General features: G+C 70.4%; 11 protein-coding genes. 9 read left to right on the forward strand and 2 right to left on the reverse strand.

What is annotated here, in order from left to right; genetic code table 11:
• Positions 1–47: 47 nt before the first annotated feature.
• Positions 48–638 carry a TetR/AcrR family transcriptional regulator gene (locus ACZ4VK_RS18255; RefSeq protein WP_468353369.1) on the reverse strand — a complete coding sequence of 197 codons (591 nt, stop codon included), beginning with the start codon at positions 636–638 and terminating at the stop codon, positions 48–50.
• 201 nt (positions 639–839) lie between these two features.
• Here ACZ4VK_RS18255 and ACZ4VK_RS18260 point away from each other — a divergent pair, with 201 nt between their 5' ends.
• The 9 genes from ACZ4VK_RS18260 to pntB all read left to right on the forward strand — a co-directional run bounded on the left by ACZ4VK_RS18260 (position 840) and on the right by pntB (position 13,164).
• Positions 840–1,112: a phytanoyl-CoA dioxygenase family protein gene (locus ACZ4VK_RS18260; protein ID WP_468353370.1), complete on the forward strand. Its 273-nt coding sequence runs from the start codon at positions 840–842 to the stop codon at positions 1,110–1,112.
• Positions 1,113–1,138: 26 nt separating this feature from the next.
• Positions 1,139–1,840: a transporter gene (locus ACZ4VK_RS18265; RefSeq protein ID WP_468353371.1), complete on the forward strand. Its 702-nt coding sequence runs from the start codon at positions 1,139–1,141 to the stop codon at positions 1,838–1,840.
• A 168-nt stretch (positions 1,841–2,008) separates the two neighbouring features.
• Positions 2,009–4,348, forward strand: a complete 2,340-nt coding sequence (locus ACZ4VK_RS18270; protein ID WP_468353372.1) for an AMP-binding protein — start codon at positions 2,009–2,011, stop codon at positions 4,346–4,348.
• Between the two features lie 57 nt (positions 4,349–4,405).
• Positions 4,406–5,503, forward strand: coding sequence for a Zn-dependent alcohol dehydrogenase (locus ACZ4VK_RS18275; protein ID WP_468353373.1), 1,098 nt, complete (start codon positions 4,406–4,408; stop codon positions 5,501–5,503).
• Complete coding sequence (locus ACZ4VK_RS18280) at positions 5,503–6,993, forward strand: aldehyde dehydrogenase family protein (RefSeq protein WP_468353374.1); 1,491 nt, start codon at positions 5,503–5,505, stop codon at positions 6,991–6,993. The genes ACZ4VK_RS18275 and ACZ4VK_RS18280 overlap by 1 nt, the downstream gene beginning before the upstream one ends.
• Positions 6,994–7,038: 45 nt before the next feature.
• The gene (locus tag ACZ4VK_RS18285; protein ID WP_468353375.1) at positions 7,039–8,586 is read left to right on the forward strand and encodes a long-chain-fatty-acid--CoA ligase; all 1,548 of its coding nucleotides are present in this window, start codon (positions 7,039–7,041) and stop codon (positions 8,584–8,586) included.
• Positions 8,587–8,645: 59 nt separating this feature from the next.
• Complete coding sequence (locus ACZ4VK_RS18290; RefSeq protein ID WP_468353376.1) at positions 8,646–9,992, forward strand: NAD(P)/FAD-dependent oxidoreductase; 1,347 nt, start codon at positions 8,646–8,648, stop codon at positions 9,990–9,992.
• Between the two features lie 222 nt (positions 9,993–10,214).
• Positions 10,215–11,744: a Re/Si-specific NAD(P)(+) transhydrogenase subunit alpha gene (locus ACZ4VK_RS18295; RefSeq protein ID WP_468353377.1), complete on the forward strand. Its 1,530-nt coding sequence runs from the start codon at positions 10,215–10,217 to the stop codon at positions 11,742–11,744.
• A 1-nt stretch (position 11,745) separates the two neighbouring features.
• A complete protein-coding gene (gene pntB / locus ACZ4VK_RS18300; protein WP_468353378.1) occupies positions 11,746–13,164 on the forward strand; it encodes a Re/Si-specific NAD(P)(+) transhydrogenase subunit beta in 1,419 nt (472 codons plus the stop codon).
• A gap of 66 nt (positions 13,165–13,230) precedes the next feature.
• On the opposite strand, the gene ACZ4VK_RS18305 is transcribed toward pntB, so the two are convergent.
• The gene (locus ACZ4VK_RS18305) at positions 13,231–14,727 is read right to left on the reverse strand and encodes a SulP family inorganic anion transporter (RefSeq protein WP_468353379.1); all 1,497 of its coding nucleotides are present in this window, start codon (positions 14,725–14,727) and stop codon (positions 13,231–13,233) included.
• Between the last annotated feature and the right edge of the window lie 23 nt (positions 14,728–14,750).

Below are 14,750 nucleotides of genomic sequence, written 5' to 3' on the forward strand. Positions count from 1 at the left end.
CCGATGCGGGGCGGACTCGGCGCCGCTGCTCGCGGAGATGCTCGTGATCAGGGGAGCTGCGTGGCCAGCCACGCGTCGAGGACGTCGATGACGACCTCCGCCTGCCCGGCGGCCTTGGCGCGGTCGGCGTGCGTCAGCCAGTTCATGACGAAGCCGTCCGACAGGGTGCCGACCACGTAGCCGATCCGGTCGATCGTCTCGGGTGCGATGTCCTGTCCGGAGGCCGCCCTCTCGAGGATCGAGCCCATGACCTTGAACGCCTCGCTGTACACGGCCTCGGCCGGGTGCTCCTTCGTGCGTTGCGCCCAGCTGATCAGCTCGACGGTCGCGGAGGCGAAGTCCGAGGACTCGAGATACCAGTCCATGAGTCCGCGGAGGATCGCACGCGCCGTCGTGGCCACGTCGCCGTGCACGTCGTTCGCGACCAGGACCTCGCGGTACCGCTCCGAGAGCTTCTCGAAGACGGCCGCGAACAGCAGCTCCTTGGACTGGAAGCAGTAGTGCAGCGTCGCAAGGGGTGCGTTGGCCTGCTCGGCGATCCGCCGGGTCGTCGCACCGTCGACGCCGTGGCTCGCGATCACTTGGATGGCCGCGTTCACCAGGTCATTGCGCCGCTCGGCCGCCGGTACGCGTGCCACTGGTTCCCCCTGCAGAAGTTGGACGATCGATCAAGTCAACGACCAGGCTAACAGGCGGATTGTCCGCATCGGCCCTGGCCGTGGCCTTGCGCGCAAATAGTTGGTCAGATGACTTGATCGGACGACCAAGATGGCGCAGCATAAACCTCACCCCTCGCGAAGGCGTTCCGCCCTCGCCGCTCTCCACCGGAGGGAAGAACCATGTCGAACCCATCACTCGCGCGGATCACCGCGGAGAACGGCGGGACGCTGGTGATTCCGGGCTCCCACCTCTGGGACGACCACCGCGCCCCGCGTCGCGAGGAGGCGGTCCCCACCGAGATGAAGGCGGGCTCCGCGCTCATCTGGATCGACTGGTCGTCGGAGCACTGCCTCGCCTGGGCCGAAGTCGCCGGCCAGATGTCCGACCCCGCGGACCTGCTCAAGCGGGACGACTGCACCTCGATCGACGCCGGCCTGCCCACCACGATCTGACGTCGCTCAGGAACCGAGGACAACACATGGCACTCAAGGAACTGTTCTTCCTGCTCGCCGATCTCTTCATGATCGCCGCCGGATTCACCTTCGGCTGGAAGTTCATCCGCAATTACGGGAACTACCTGCTCGGCCTCGAATGGATCATCGTCGCCACCTCCGGGTCGAACTTCTTCGTCTACGCGCTCCTGGGCGCCGACGACGAGAGCCCCATGTACACCGCGGCGCATTTCCTCGACGCGTTCTCCCGGTCGGTCGGCATCACGCTGATCCTCGTCATGGGCCTGATGGGGGCGACGCACCGGTACAAGCCGTCCAAGGCGACCGACGTCGGGGTGTTCGCGTTCGCGGCCGCCGTCGGGCTCTTCCTGCAGCTGTTCGGTGAACAGCTGGGTCTGGGCCTGGCCGTCTTCTACGTCCTCGTCAACGTGCTGACCACGCTCTTCCTCGTCTACTTCTCCAAGCGGCTCTGGGCGATCGGCGCGAAGGGACCGGCCATCGGGGCGGCTCTCGCGACCGCTGCCGCGTTCGTCATCGCCGCGACCTACGACTTCTTCCCCATCCCGGGCGACGACGAGGCGCACACCCTCTTCTACACCGCCGCGCTGAGCACCTGGGGATTCCAGATGTGCATGTACTACGTCGCCTACCGCGCCCTGCACGCCCACAACGAGTCGGCCGACGCGGAGCCGGAGCGGAGCGAACAGAGCCGCGTCGCCGGAGCCTGAACAGCCGCGATCGGGGCGCGGCGAGGCAAGCCCGCCCGCGATCGAGGCAGAGAACCGAGAAAGAAGACGTCCCATGCGGAGGAAGCAGTCGTGGTCGTGAAAGAAACACCTCAGCGAGGGGGAGAAGTGGCCCCGCACCGGCCGCGACCGGCCGTCAGGCCCGAGCGGATGGGGGAGGCCCCGCCCACCGCGACGCTGACCGGACTGCTGTCCCAGCGCGCGCGGCGCTCGCCGGACCGGGAGTTCCTGCGCTTCGGCGACGCGTCCTGGACCTTCGCCGAGATCGACGCCTGGACCTCCAGGCTGGCGCATCGGCTGATCGACGTCGACGGCGTCCGGGCCGGCGACCGCGTCGCGATCATGCTTCCGAACATCGTGCACTGGCCGGTCGTGTGGCTGGCCGCACTGAAGGCCGGCGCCGTGGCCGTACCGGTCAACTCCTCGTACAAGCAGGCGGATCTCACGTTCCTCCTGCGGGACTCGGGGGCCCGGGTCGTGTTCACCGACCACGAGCGGGCCGGTCTCCTGAAGGAAGTCGCCGCCACCGAGGGCGACTTGGCGGACCTGCGCATCGTCGACGTGGCCGAGGACGGGTCCGCGGCCTTCCCGGCGACCGCGCCGAAGGTGCGCGTCACCTCCGAGAAGCTGGCGAACCTGCAGTACACGTCCGGCACCACCGGTTTCCCCAAGGCGTGCATGCTCACCCACGACTACTGGGTGCGCATCGGCTGGACCTGCGCCGCGGTGACCGGCCTCGGCTCCGATGACGTCCTGCTCACCGCTCAGCCGTTCTCCTACATGGACCCGCAGTGGAACACCGCGCTCGCCCTGACGATCGGGGCCCCGCTGGTGGTGCTGCCGCGGTTCTCCGCTTCGGGCTTCTTCGCCGACGTCCGCCGCCATCGCGCGACCTTCTTCTACGTCCTCGGGTCCATGCCGACGCTGCTCTTCAAGCAGCCGCCGAGCCCCGACGACCTCGACAACGACGTGCGTCTGGTCCTCTGTTCGGGCGTCCCGGCCGCGATCCACGCCGACCTCGAGCAGCGCTGGGGCGCGCCGTGGCGGGAGATCTACGGCATGACGGAGTCCGGCGTCGACCTGTTCAGCCCCGTCGGCGACGTGACCGCCGTGGGGAGCGGGAGCCTGGGGCTTCCGGTGCCGACGAAGCGGGTCCGGGTGGTCGATCCGCAGGGCGCCGACGTGCCCGAGGGCGAGCCCGGTGAGCTGATCGTCTCGGGGAAGCCGATGATGCTCGGCTACTGGAACCGTCCGGAGGACACCGCCCGGGTGCTGCGGGACGGCTGGCTGCACACCGGCGACGTCGTCGTCCGCCGACCGGACAGCGGCGGGGTCCACCTGGTCGGGCGGATCAAGGACATGGTGCGGCGCGGTGGTGAGAACATCGCGAGCGCCGAGGTCGAGGCCGTTCTCGAACGTGACGACACGGTCGTGGCCTGCGCGGTCGTCGCCGAACCCGACGAGACGTTCGGCGAAGAGGTCAAGGCCTTCGTCCAGCTCGCCGCCGGGGTGCCGGCCGACCGGACGACCGCGGCGCGGATCATCGAGCGGGCCGGTCGGCAGCTCGCCCGCTTCAAGATCCCGCGCTACGTCGAGTTCGTCGCCGACTTCCCCCGTACACCGTCCGAGCGCGTGTCCAAGCCGGCGCTCAAGGAGCGCGCCGCGGCCGAGCCCGGCGTCACCCACGACCTCGGCGCCCGGCGCGGGACCGCGGACGTGCCCGCCGCCGTTCCGTCCCCGGACTTCCTCGGTGTCGAGGTCGTCCGCGACGTGGCGGTGCTGACGCTGCGCCGGCCGGAGAAGCTGAACGCCCTGGACGTCGCCACGCGGCTGCGGCTCGCGAGCGTCATCCGGGAGTACGGCTCCGGCGGGAACGTGCGCGGGATCGTGCTCACCGGCGAGGGCCGGGCCTTCTCCTCGGGTGAGGACCTCACGGCCGTGCCGACCTCGTACGAAGAGGTCCGCGAGGCGTTCGAGAGCTTCCACGACATCACCCGGGCCGTCGTGGAGACCCGCGTCCCCGTCATCGCGGCGGTCAACGGTCTCGCGGTGGGCGGCGCCTCGGAGATCACCCTCTGCTGCGACGCGCGGATCGGAACCCCGGCGACGGAGTTCTACCAGCCGGAGAACGGCCGGGGCATCACCATCTCGAACGCGTCGAGCCTGCTGCTGACCCGTCTCGTACGGAACCACGCGATGCGCATGGTCCTCGGCTCGCCGCGGATCGGCTCCGAGGAGGCCCTGCGGATCGGCCTCCTGGACGAGATCGTCGCGCCGGACGAACTCGTCGGCCGGGCCGTCGACCTGGTCCACGCATGGACGCCGGAGAGCAATACGACGGCGCTTCACCTCGCGCTCCTGCGCCCGCGGCCCGAGGAGATCGAGCAGGCCTTCGCCCGCGAGGACGTCGCCGCGCGGAAGGCCTGGGAGAGCGGCGTGTTCAGCGCCGGCGTCGAAGGCTTCTGGGCCGCGAAGGGCGCCCGCGCATAACTCCGGGACGGGGCGATGCCGCACGTCAACGACACGAACGACAGAGGAGAACCGAACGTGATCGACACAGAGGCCGCGGTGCTCACCGCGGTGAACGAGCCGCTCGAGATGACGGCGATCCAGGTGGACGATCCCGAGCCCGACGAGGTGCGCGTCGCCGTCTCCCACGTGGGTCTCTGCCACAGCGACCTGCACTACATGACCGGAACGGTGCCGACCGCACTGCCGGTGGTGGTGGGCCACGAGGTGGCCGGCGTGGTCGAGGCGATCGGTTCCGCGGTGACCGGGCTGCGCCCGGGCGACCGCGTGGTCGGGGCGCTGACGCCGTCGTGCGGCCGGTGCGTCCACTGCGAGGCCGGCCGGTCGACGCAGTGCCTGCGCGTCGAGGAGATCCGGCGTCGCCCGCGGCCCGCCTTCCGGCTGCCGGACGGCCGGCCGGTCGAGCGGCTCGGCGACGTCGGCGCGTTCTCGCGGCACACCCTCATGCGGGAGAACGCGCTGGTGAAGCTGGACGACGCGGTGCCCCTGCACGTGGGATGCCTCCTGGCGTGCTGCGTCATCACCGGCGTCGGCGCCGTCTTCCGCGGTGCCCAAGTACGTCCGGGGAGCACGGTCGCGGTGATCGGCTGCGGCGGCGTCGGGTCGGCCATCATCCAGGGCGCCAGGCTCGCGGGAGCCTCCGCGATCGTCGCGATCGACCTGGACGAGGCACGGCTGAAGGCCGCGCGCGGCTACGGCGCGACCCACGTCGTGAACGGGCGTGCCGAGGACGTCGCCGCGGAGGTACGGAACCTGCTGGGCGACGGGGTCGACTACGCCTTCGAGGCCGTCGGCTCGGCCCGTACCGCAGCCACGGCCCTGTCCGTACTGCGGGCGACGGGCACCGCGTGCCTGGTGGGCATCGCCCCGGCGGGCACCGAACTCACGCTGCCCGCCTCGGACTTCTTCTTCGGAGAGAAGCGCCTCATCGGCTCGTACATGGGCTCCGGTCAGGTGCGCCAGGACATCACCCAGCTCGCGCGCCTGTACCAGCAGGGGCGGCTGCTGCTCGACGAGATGGTCACGCAGGTCATCCCGTTCGGCGAGATCAACGAGGGCTTCAAGGCGATGCGATCCGGCGACGTGACCCGCGTCGTCGTCGACCTGAAGGCCTGATGAACACGGATGCAGAGGTGACGCACATGTCGAGCGGCGAGACGAAGATCCCCCGGCCGGTGAACTACATCGCGGACGCCTGGAGCGACTGCGAGACGGTCCGGGACGCATGGAACGTCGACCCCAACACCCGGGAACGGGTGCACCCCATGGTCACGACCGGACCCGGGGACGTCGAGCGGGCGTTGCGGCACGCCGAGCGCGTGTACAGCGCCGGCCGGTGGGACGACGAGGCCCGTCGAGAGCGCGCGGACATGCTCGAACGCGTCGCCGCGCTCGTCGAGACCCGCGCCGAGGACATCGCCCGCACGGACGCCCTGACCAGCGGCGTGCCGATCGGCGTCACGCGGAAGGTGGCGGCCTTCCTGCCCGCCAGGATCCGGGCGACGGCGGCGGAGCTGCGGGACATCCCCCGCGTACGAGCCCTCGCGGCGGGCGGCCGTGACGTCCGCCTGTACAAGGTCCCGTGGGGACCGGCAGCGATCCTCACCCCGTGGAACGGGCCGAGCTTCATCCCCGCGGCGAAGGTCGTGAGCGCCGTCGCGGCGGGCTGCCCGGTGATTCTGAAGCCCTCGGAGCACGCTCCGGGCAGCGCCCAGATCATCGTCGAGTGCTTCGTCGGGGCCGGACTGCCCGCCGGTGCCCTCCAGCTCGTGCACGGCCGCGGCGAGGTGGGCGCCGCGCTGACCGGTGACCCGCGCGTCAGGATCGTCTCGTTCACCGGCGGTCCCGTCGCCGGCCGTGCGATCGCCCGCGCCGGCGCCGAGGACTTCAAGGTCCTCCAGCTGGAGCTCGGCGGCAACAACCCCGCGCTCGTCCTGGACGACGCCGACGTCGAGGTCGCCGCCGACGGCATCTTCGAGGGAATGACCAAACTCAACGGGCAGTGGTGCGAGGGGCCGGGCAAGGTGCTCGCCCACCGGAGTCTGGTGGGGCCGCTGGTCGAGGCGCTGACCGAGCGCATCTCCAAGGTCGTGGCCGGCCACTCGCTCGACGAGAGCACCGAGCTCGGCCCGATCTCGAACGCACCGCACTTCGCGACGCTGGAGAGCCGGATCGAAGGACTGCGCGCCCTGGGAGCCACCGTCCACCAGCCGGCCCGGCTGCCGGATCTCGACGGATTCTTCCTCTCGCCGACCGTCGCCGCCGGGGCCGACCCGGCGAAGGCCACCGCGGAGCTGTTCGGTCCCGTCGTCTCCGTGCACGCCGTCGACTCCGACGAGGAGGCGCTGCGCATCGCGAACGCCCACCCCTCGGGTCTCGACGCCTATGTCTTCGGCGGCGACACCGAGCGTGCGATCGAGGTCGGCTCGCGGGTGCTGTCCGGCGAGGTGCGCGTCAACGGCGCGAAGGTCGCGGACCTCGGCGACGGTTCCGCGCAGAGCTTCTGGGGGCCGGCCGGCATCGGAGGCCACGGCCCGGCCGAATCGGTGCGCGTGTTCTGCGGGGACCGGGTGGTCGGTGTCGACTCGCCGGACCTTCCGCTGTGAGACGCGCCGCCCCATGAACGAACCCACCGCCGCTGGAGAACCCCCATGCTGAACCTCTCGATCCTCCTCGAAGACTCCGCCCGCACGTACCCGGACCGGGAGGCGCTCGTACTCGGCTCCCAGCGACTGACCTACCGTCAGGTCGACGCGGCGGCCAACCAGGTCGCCAACCTGCTGGTCTCCCGGGGAGTCCGACCCGGCGACAAGGTCGCGCTGAGCTGTCCCAACCTCCCCTCCTTCCCCATCGTCTACTACGGCGCCCTGAAGGCCGGGGCGGTCGTGGTGCCGCTCAACGTCCTGCTCAAGGGTCGCGAGATCGCCTACCACCTGGACGACGCGGACGTCTCGGCGTACTTCTGCTTCGAGGGGACTCCGGAGCTGGCCATGGCCGCGGAGGGCCATGCCGGCTACCGCGAGGTCGAGGCGGTGGAGCACTTCTTCGTCATCACCGCCGACCCGGACGCCCCCAGTCCGATCGCCGGTACCGAGACGCTCGGCCAGGCGCTCGCCGGCATGAGCACCGCGTTCGAGCCGGTGGTCAGGGAGCCGACCGACACCGCGATCATCCTGTACACCTCGGGGACGACCGGCCGGCCCAAGGGCGCCGAACTCTCCCATGCCAACACGATGATGAACGTGATGGCCTGCAACCGGCTGTTCCGCAGCGAACCGGCCGCCGACAGCCATCTGGTGTCCCTTCCGCTGTTCCACACCTTCGGCGCGACGGTGCAGATGCACGCGGGCTTCTCGGTCGCCGCGACCCTCCACCTCGTGCCGCGCTTCGCCGCCCGTGACGTGGTCGAGCTGATGAACCGCGAGGTCATCACCTTCTTCGCCGGTGTTCCCACCATGTGGTGGGGCCTCCTTGCCGCCCTCACCGACGACATCGACGTCGACCGGATCGCCACGAACCTGCGGATCGGGATCTCCGGCGGGGCGGCCCTGCCGGTCGAGATCATCAGCAAGGTCAAGGAGCGCCTCGGCATCACCGTGCTCGAAGGGTACGGACTGTCCGAGACCTCGCCCGTCGCCACGTTCAGCGACCCCCGGCTCGCCTCCCGGCCCGGTTCGATCGGCGTCCCGATCTGGGGTGTGGAGCTCAAGCTGATCCGGCCGGACGGGACGGAGGTCACCGGGGCCGGCGAGGTCGGCGAGATCGCGGTCAGGGGCCACAACGTCATGAAGGGCTACTACAACCGCCCGGAGGCGACGGCCGAGGCGATCCACGACGGATGGTTCCGCACCGGAGACCTCGCCCGACGCGACGAGGACGGCTTCTACTACATCGTCGACCGCGTGAAGGACCTCATCATCCGCGGCGGTTTCAACGTCTACCCCCGCGAGATCGAGGAGGTCCTGCTCACCCATCCCGCGGTGAGCCTGGCCGCGGTCATCGGCGTCCCGCACCACAGCCACGGCGAGGAGATCAAGGCGTTCGTGATCCCCGAGAAGGACTCCGCCGTCACCGCCGAGGAGCTCGTCGCCTGGGGCAAGGAGCAGATGGCCTCCTACAAGTACCCCCGCGTCGTCGAGCTCGTGCCGAGCCTGCCGATGACCGGCACCGGAAAGATCCTCAAGCGCGAGCTCAGCTGAGGCCGAGCAGAGCCGGAACAGCGCCCCCGCCCCGTACACGCGACACAAGGAACACTGAGATGAAGACGGACGACGTGGAATACACCACCTTCACCGGGTGGGTCGACCCGCCGAGCGATGTCCGGTCCGCCCTGCGAGAGGACGTCACCTGTGAGGTGGCGGTCGTCGGCGGCGGCCTGGCGGGCATGTCGACGGCCCTGCGGCTGGCCGAGCGCGGACAGGACGTGGTGCTGCTTGAGGCCGAGTTCTGCGGGTACGGCTCCGCGTCGCGCAACGCGGGGCAGGTGGCGGGGGCCCCGGGGGGCGACATCCAGCTCCTGAACATGTTCTATCCCAAGCGGTTTCCCGGCGTTGTCCGGTTCGCCGAGAACTCCGCACATTTCCTCGAGCGCCTGATCGAACGACTGGATCTCGACTGCGACTACGAGCCGACCGGCAATGTCTGTGTCGCCGTGTCCCGGGGGCAGATGGGCCGGGTGCGTCGTGTGACTAAGCTCCTGCAGAAGGCCGGCGCGAAGGTCGAGCTGGGCACGAGCGCCGAGCTCGGGATCCCCCGCGGATTCCTCGGCGGTATGCGCGAGTCCGTCGGCGGGATGCTGAACCCCGGCAAGTTCAGCCTGGGCATCCGCCGCGCCGTCCTCGCGTCGGGCGTCCGGGTCTACGAGCGGACGCGCGTCACCGACGTGACGCGGGACGCCGGTGGCGTCACCATCAGGACAGCCGGCGGTGAGGTACGCGCGAACAAGGTCGTGCTCGCGACGAACGCCTTCGGAGGCGAGCTCTCCATCGCTCCGAAGCGGCTCTCCTCGCCGATCTGGGTCAACGAGGTGGAGACCGAGCCGATCGACCCCGCGCGCCTGGCCGCGCTGGAGTGGACCAGCCGGTCGGGGTTGGCGACCCAGCACAACATCATGGAGAACTACCGGCTGACCTCACGCGGCACCATCGTGTTCGGCGTCCGTCGGCTCCAGCCGCGGAAGAACCACCCGCTGCCCTCGAGGAAGGCGGACGAGGCCGTCGTCGCCGACCTCGCACGCGCCTTCGAAAGGCGCTTCCCCGCACTCGCCGACGTCGCGGCCGCGCGCGCCTGGGGCGGATGGGTCGCGATCACCTCGTCGTTCCTCCCGGTCGCCGGCTCGATCGGCGACGACGTCTTCTACTCGCTCGCCTGCAACGGCCACGGCCTGGCCCAGGCGCCGTACATCGGTTCCCTCATCGCCGACCTGATCGTGGACGGGGAACAGCACGAGGACCTGGAGGCGCTCTGGGCGAAGAAGCCCGCCTTCCCCCGCCCCGTGATGATGAATGCTCTGGCGCTGCGGGCCGTCTGGGCCGTCGACCGCTTCAACGACCTGGTCAACGGAAGCCGACGGAACGCCCGCCGCGGCGCGGCTCCGGTGAACTGACCGGACTAACCCCTGTTCACCAGGTTCAGCGACGTGCTCGGGCGACGACGTCCCGTGAAGCACGGGATCCCGGCCGTGTCGAGTGTTGCGTGTGCCTCACCGGTGGGAGCTGTTCAAGGAGAGCCCTCGACGGCCAAGCTGTGCGTCGTGCTCCGGATCATCGTGGACGCACCTTTCTGAGAACACGCCGTTGACAGCCGGAACAGCGAACGGAGAACACTCGTGATTGTCGGAGTCCTCAAGGAAGCGCGGGCAGGTGAGAATCGCGTCGCGGCGACGCCGGCCACGATCGAACAGATCCGCGGGCTGGGGTACGACGTGGTCGTCGCCCCGGGCGCGGGGGTCGCGGCCGGTTTCACCGACAGTGCCTATGAGGCCGCCGGCGCGACCGTCGGCGAGGCGGAGGCCGCGGACGTGGTGCTCGGGGTCAACGCCCCGTCCCCGTCGCAGTTGGACCGCGTACGCCCCGAGGCGACGGTGATCGCCCTGTTCGCGCCGGCCTTCGACCCGGCGATGGTCGAGGAGCTGGGCCGGCGTCCCTTCACGGCGCTTTCGATGGACGCCGTGCCCCGCATCAGCCGGGCCCAGTCCATGGACGTGCTGTCGTCCATGGCGAACATCGCGGGCTACCGGGCCGTCGTCGAGGCCGCGCACGAGTTCGGGCGCTTCTTCACCGGTCAGGTGACCGCGGCGGGCAAGGTGCCGCCGGCGAAGGTGCTCGTCGCGGGTGCCGGCGTCGCCGGTCTCGCGGCGATCGGCGCGTCCGGCTCGCTCGGCGCGATCGTACGGGCGACCGACCCGCGGCCGGAGGTGGCCGAGCAGGTCCGCTCGCTGGGCGGCGAGTACCTGTCGATCGAGTCCGCGGAGGTCGAGGTCTCGAAGACCGGCTACGCCAAGGAGATGGGCGAGGACTACAAGGCGCGCGAGGTCGAGCTGTACGCCGCGCAGTGCCGCGAGGTCGACATCGTCATCACCACCGCGCTGATCCCGGGCCGCCCCGCGCCGACGCTGATCACCGCGGAGATGGTGGCGAGCATGAAGCCGGGTTCGGTGATCGTCGACATGGCGGCCGCCAACGGCGGCAACGTCGAGGGCACCGTGAAGGGCGAGAAGACCGTCACGGACAACGGTGTGACGATCATCGGTTACACCGACCTGGCGGGCCGACTCTCCGCGCAGGCCTCGCAGTTGTACGGCACGAACCTGGTGAACCTGCTGAAGCTGATGACACCGGGCAAGGACGGCTCGCTGGTCCTCGACTGGGACGACCCGGTGCAGCGCTCGATCACCGTCGTACGCGGGGGCGAGTCGGCGTGGCCGCCCCCGCCGGTCCAGGTCTCCGCGGCCCCGGCCCCCGCGTCCGCGGCGGCGGCGACGGAGCAGGCGAGGCCGAAGAAGGCTCCGGCGACGGCGAAGCAGAGGTTCGGCGGCGTGGCGCTCGGCGCCCTCGCGCTGTTCCTCACCGCCGCGTTCGCCCCCGCGGCGCTGCTGCCCCACGTGACGGTCTTCGTGCTCGCGATCGTGATCGGCTACTACGTGATCGGGCACGTGCACCACGCGCTGCACACCCCGCTGATGTCGGTGACGAACGCGATCTCCGGGATCATCGTCGTCGGCGCGCTCCTGCAGATCGGGCACACGAGCACGGCCGTCACGGCGCTCTCGTCCGTCGCCATCCTCCTTGCCAGTATCAATGTCTTCGGCGGCTTCGCGGTGACGCGTCGCATGCTCGCCATGTTCAACCGGAGCTGACATGTCTGCGACCCTTGCCGCACAGGCGGCCTACCTCGTCGCCGCGCTGCTGTTCATCCTTGCCCTGGCGGGACTCTCCAAGCACGAGTCGGCACGGCTCGGCAACGCGTTCGGCATGCTCGGGATGGGTGTCGCGCTCGTCGCGACGGTCGTGCTCGCGCTGGACGGCGACGTCAGCGGGGCCGGCCTCGGCCTGATGGCCGTCGCGATGCTGATCGGCGCGCTGATCGGCCTGCAGCGGGCCCGCGGCGTCGAGATGACCGGAATGCCCGAACTGATCGCGCTGCTGCACTCCTTCGTCGGTCTGGCCGCCGTACTGGTCAGCTGGAACGGCTTCCTGAACGTCGAGTACGACCCCGACGGCCACGAGGCCAGGACCCTGGACGTGCTCGGCACCCTGGACATCCACCACGCGGAGGTGTTCATCGGCCTGTTCATCGGCGCGGTGACCTTCACCGGGTCCGTCGTGGCATATCTGAAGCTCGCCGCGAAGATCGACTCCAAGCCCTTGGTGCTGCCGGGCAAGAACGCCCTGAACCTCGGCTCGCTCGTCCTGTTCCTCGCCCTCACGGTGTGGTTCGTGATCACGCCGGAGCTGTGGCTGCTGATCACCGTGACGGTCCTGGCGCTGGCCCTCGGCTGGCACCTGGTGGCCTCGATCGGCGGCGGCGACATGCCGGTCGTCGTCTCGATGCTCAACAGCTACTCCGGCTGGGCGGCGGCGGCCTCCGGCTTCCTCCTCGGCAACGACCTGCTGATCATCACCGGTGCGCTCGTCGGCTCCTCGGGTGCCTATCTGTCCTACATCATGTGCAAGGCGATGAACCGCTCGTTCCTCTCCGTGATCGCCGGCGGCTTCGGCATCGAGGCGCCGGCGGGCACGGACGTCGACTACGGCGAGTACCAGGAGACCACCGCGCAGAGCGTCGCCGAACTCCTGGACGCGGCCCGGTCCGTGGTCATCACGCCCGGGTACGGCATGGCCGTCGCCCAGGCGCAGTACCCGGTCGCGGAGCTCACCTCGAAGCTGCGCGCGAAGGGCGTCGACGTACGGTTCGGCATCCACCCCGTCGCCGGCCGCCTGCCCGGTCACATGAACGTGCTCCTCGCCGAGGCCAAGGTGCCGTACGACATCGTGCTCGAGATGGACGAGATCAACGAGGACTTCGCCCGGACCGACGTCGTCCTCGTGATCGGGGCCAACGACACCGTCAACCCGGCGGGAGCCGAGGACCCCGGCAGCCCGCTCGCCGGCATGCCGGTGCTCACCGTCTGGGAGGCCGACAAGGTCATTGTGTTCAAGCGCTCGATGGCCTCCGGATACGCCGGCGTGCAGAACCCGCTGTTCTTCCGGGAGAACACCGCGATGCTCTTCGGCGACGCGAAGGCCCGGGTCGAGGACATCGTCGCCGCCCTCTGAGCAGCGCGACAGGAACGCCACCCGGGCGGTGCACCTCACGGCGCACCGCCCGGGGGAGCCCCCGGGTCAGATGCTCGCCGTCACCTTCACGGGTTCCGTACCGACCGCGCTGTGCCGTTCGGCCCAGCTCTCCAAGGCCGAACGGCAGGCGTGGTCGAGGTGGTGGAGACCGGACAGGTCCAGCTCGACCGGCCGGTCCTGCGGCAGTGCCTCCAGACTGTCGAGCATCTTGGGCAGCCGCAGGAAGGTCGCGTTGCCGGAGAGATACGCCCGGATCGGCCCGGCACCCTTGTCGACGACCTCCAGATGGACGTGCGAGGACTCCCAGGCGGTCTTGACCACCGAAAGCGCCAGACCGATCAGGACGCCCTCGAACATGTTCACCGCGACGATCGAGACGGCCGTGACCACGAGGATCAGCGCCTCGCCCCGGTGCGCCCGCCACAGTGACACCAGCTGGCGGAAGGGGATGAGCTTCCAGCCCGCGTGCACCAGGATGCCCGCGAGGGCGGGCAGCGGGATCAGGGCCAGCGCCCAGGGCAGCAGCGCGGCGAACAGCAGCAGCCAGGCGCCGTGCAGCACCCGGGACGTCTTGGTCCTCGCTCCCGCCGCCACGTTGGCGGAACTGCGCACGATGACCGCCGTCATCGGCAGGGCACCGAGCACACCGCACACCGCGTTGCCCGCGCCCTGCGCCATGAGCTCCTTGTCGTACTCGGTGCGCGGACCGTCGTGCAGCCGGTCCACCGCCGCGGCGCTGAACAGGCTCTCGGCCGAGGCGATCAGCGTGAAGGCGAGGACCGTCCCGATGACGGCCGGTCCCGCGAGCGCGCCGAAGGCGTCCGCACCGGGCAACTGGACGGCGTCAAGCAGGCCGTGTACCTCGACACGGGCGACGGGCAGTCCGAACACGAGCGTGACCACCGTCGCCAGGATCACCGCGGCCAGCGCGCCCGGCACCGTACGGGCAGCCTTGGGCAGCCTCTTCCACAGCACGAGCACGGCGACGGTGCCCGCTCCGACCGCCACCGAGACCAGCGCCTCGGTGCCGGCCAGCGCGTCGACGGTGGCCCCCGGCAGCCCGAGGATCTTGTCGATGCCGGAGGCCGGCGCCTGCAGGCCGGCCGCCGCGTACAACTGACCGGCGACGATCACCAGGCCGATACCGGCCAGCATGCCCTCGACCACGGCGACCGATATCGCCCGGAACCACCGCCCCAGCCTCAGGGCGCCCATGGCCAGCTGGAGCAGCCCCGCGGCCAGGACGATCAGACCGAGCGCGGGCAGCCCGTACGCGCGGACCGCCTCGAAGACCAGCACGGTCATGCCGGCGGCCGGGCCCGACACCTGAAGGCTGCTGCCCGGCAGGAGTCCGGTGACGAGGCCTCCCACGATGCCCGTGACGAGTCCGAGTTCCGCCGGGACGCCGGAGGCGACGGCGACGCCCACGCACAGGGGCAGGGCGACGAGGAACACGACGAGCGACGCCGCGAAGTCCTGACGCAGATGGGGAAACCGGGCCTTCGCGGTGCCCGGCGCCCTCCCGTGCGCGGCCCCGCTCACAGCGCCTCGAACGCGTCGGTGTC

Source organism: Streptomyces sp. NPDC028711 (genome assembly GCF_055565415.1).

What these genes read in the sequence shown, in the direction of transcription:
- ACZ4VK_RS18285 (WP_468353375.1), top strand. Translation starts at nt 7,039, where the DNA reads ATGCTGAACCTCTCGATCCTCCTCGAAGACTCCGCCCGCACGTACCCG.
- ACZ4VK_RS18270 (WP_468353372.1), top strand. Translation starts at nt 2,009, where the DNA reads ATGGGGGAGGCCCCGCCCACCGCGACGCTGACCGGACTGCTGTCCCAG.
- ACZ4VK_RS18260 (WP_468353370.1), top strand. Translation starts at nt 840, where the DNA reads ATGTCGAACCCATCACTCGCGCGGATCACCGCGGAGAACGGCGGGACG.
- ACZ4VK_RS18265 (WP_468353371.1), top strand. Translation starts at nt 1,139, where the DNA reads ATGGCACTCAAGGAACTGTTCTTCCTGCTCGCCGATCTCTTCATGATC.
- ACZ4VK_RS18280 (WP_468353374.1), top strand. Translation starts at nt 5,503, where the DNA reads ATGAACACGGATGCAGAGGTGACGCACATGTCGAGCGGCGAGACGAAG.
- pntB (WP_468353378.1), top strand. Translation starts at nt 11,746, where the DNA reads ATGTCTGCGACCCTTGCCGCACAGGCGGCCTACCTCGTCGCCGCGCTG.
- ACZ4VK_RS18290 (WP_468353376.1), top strand. Translation starts at nt 8,646, where the DNA reads ATGAAGACGGACGACGTGGAATACACCACCTTCACCGGGTGGGTCGAC.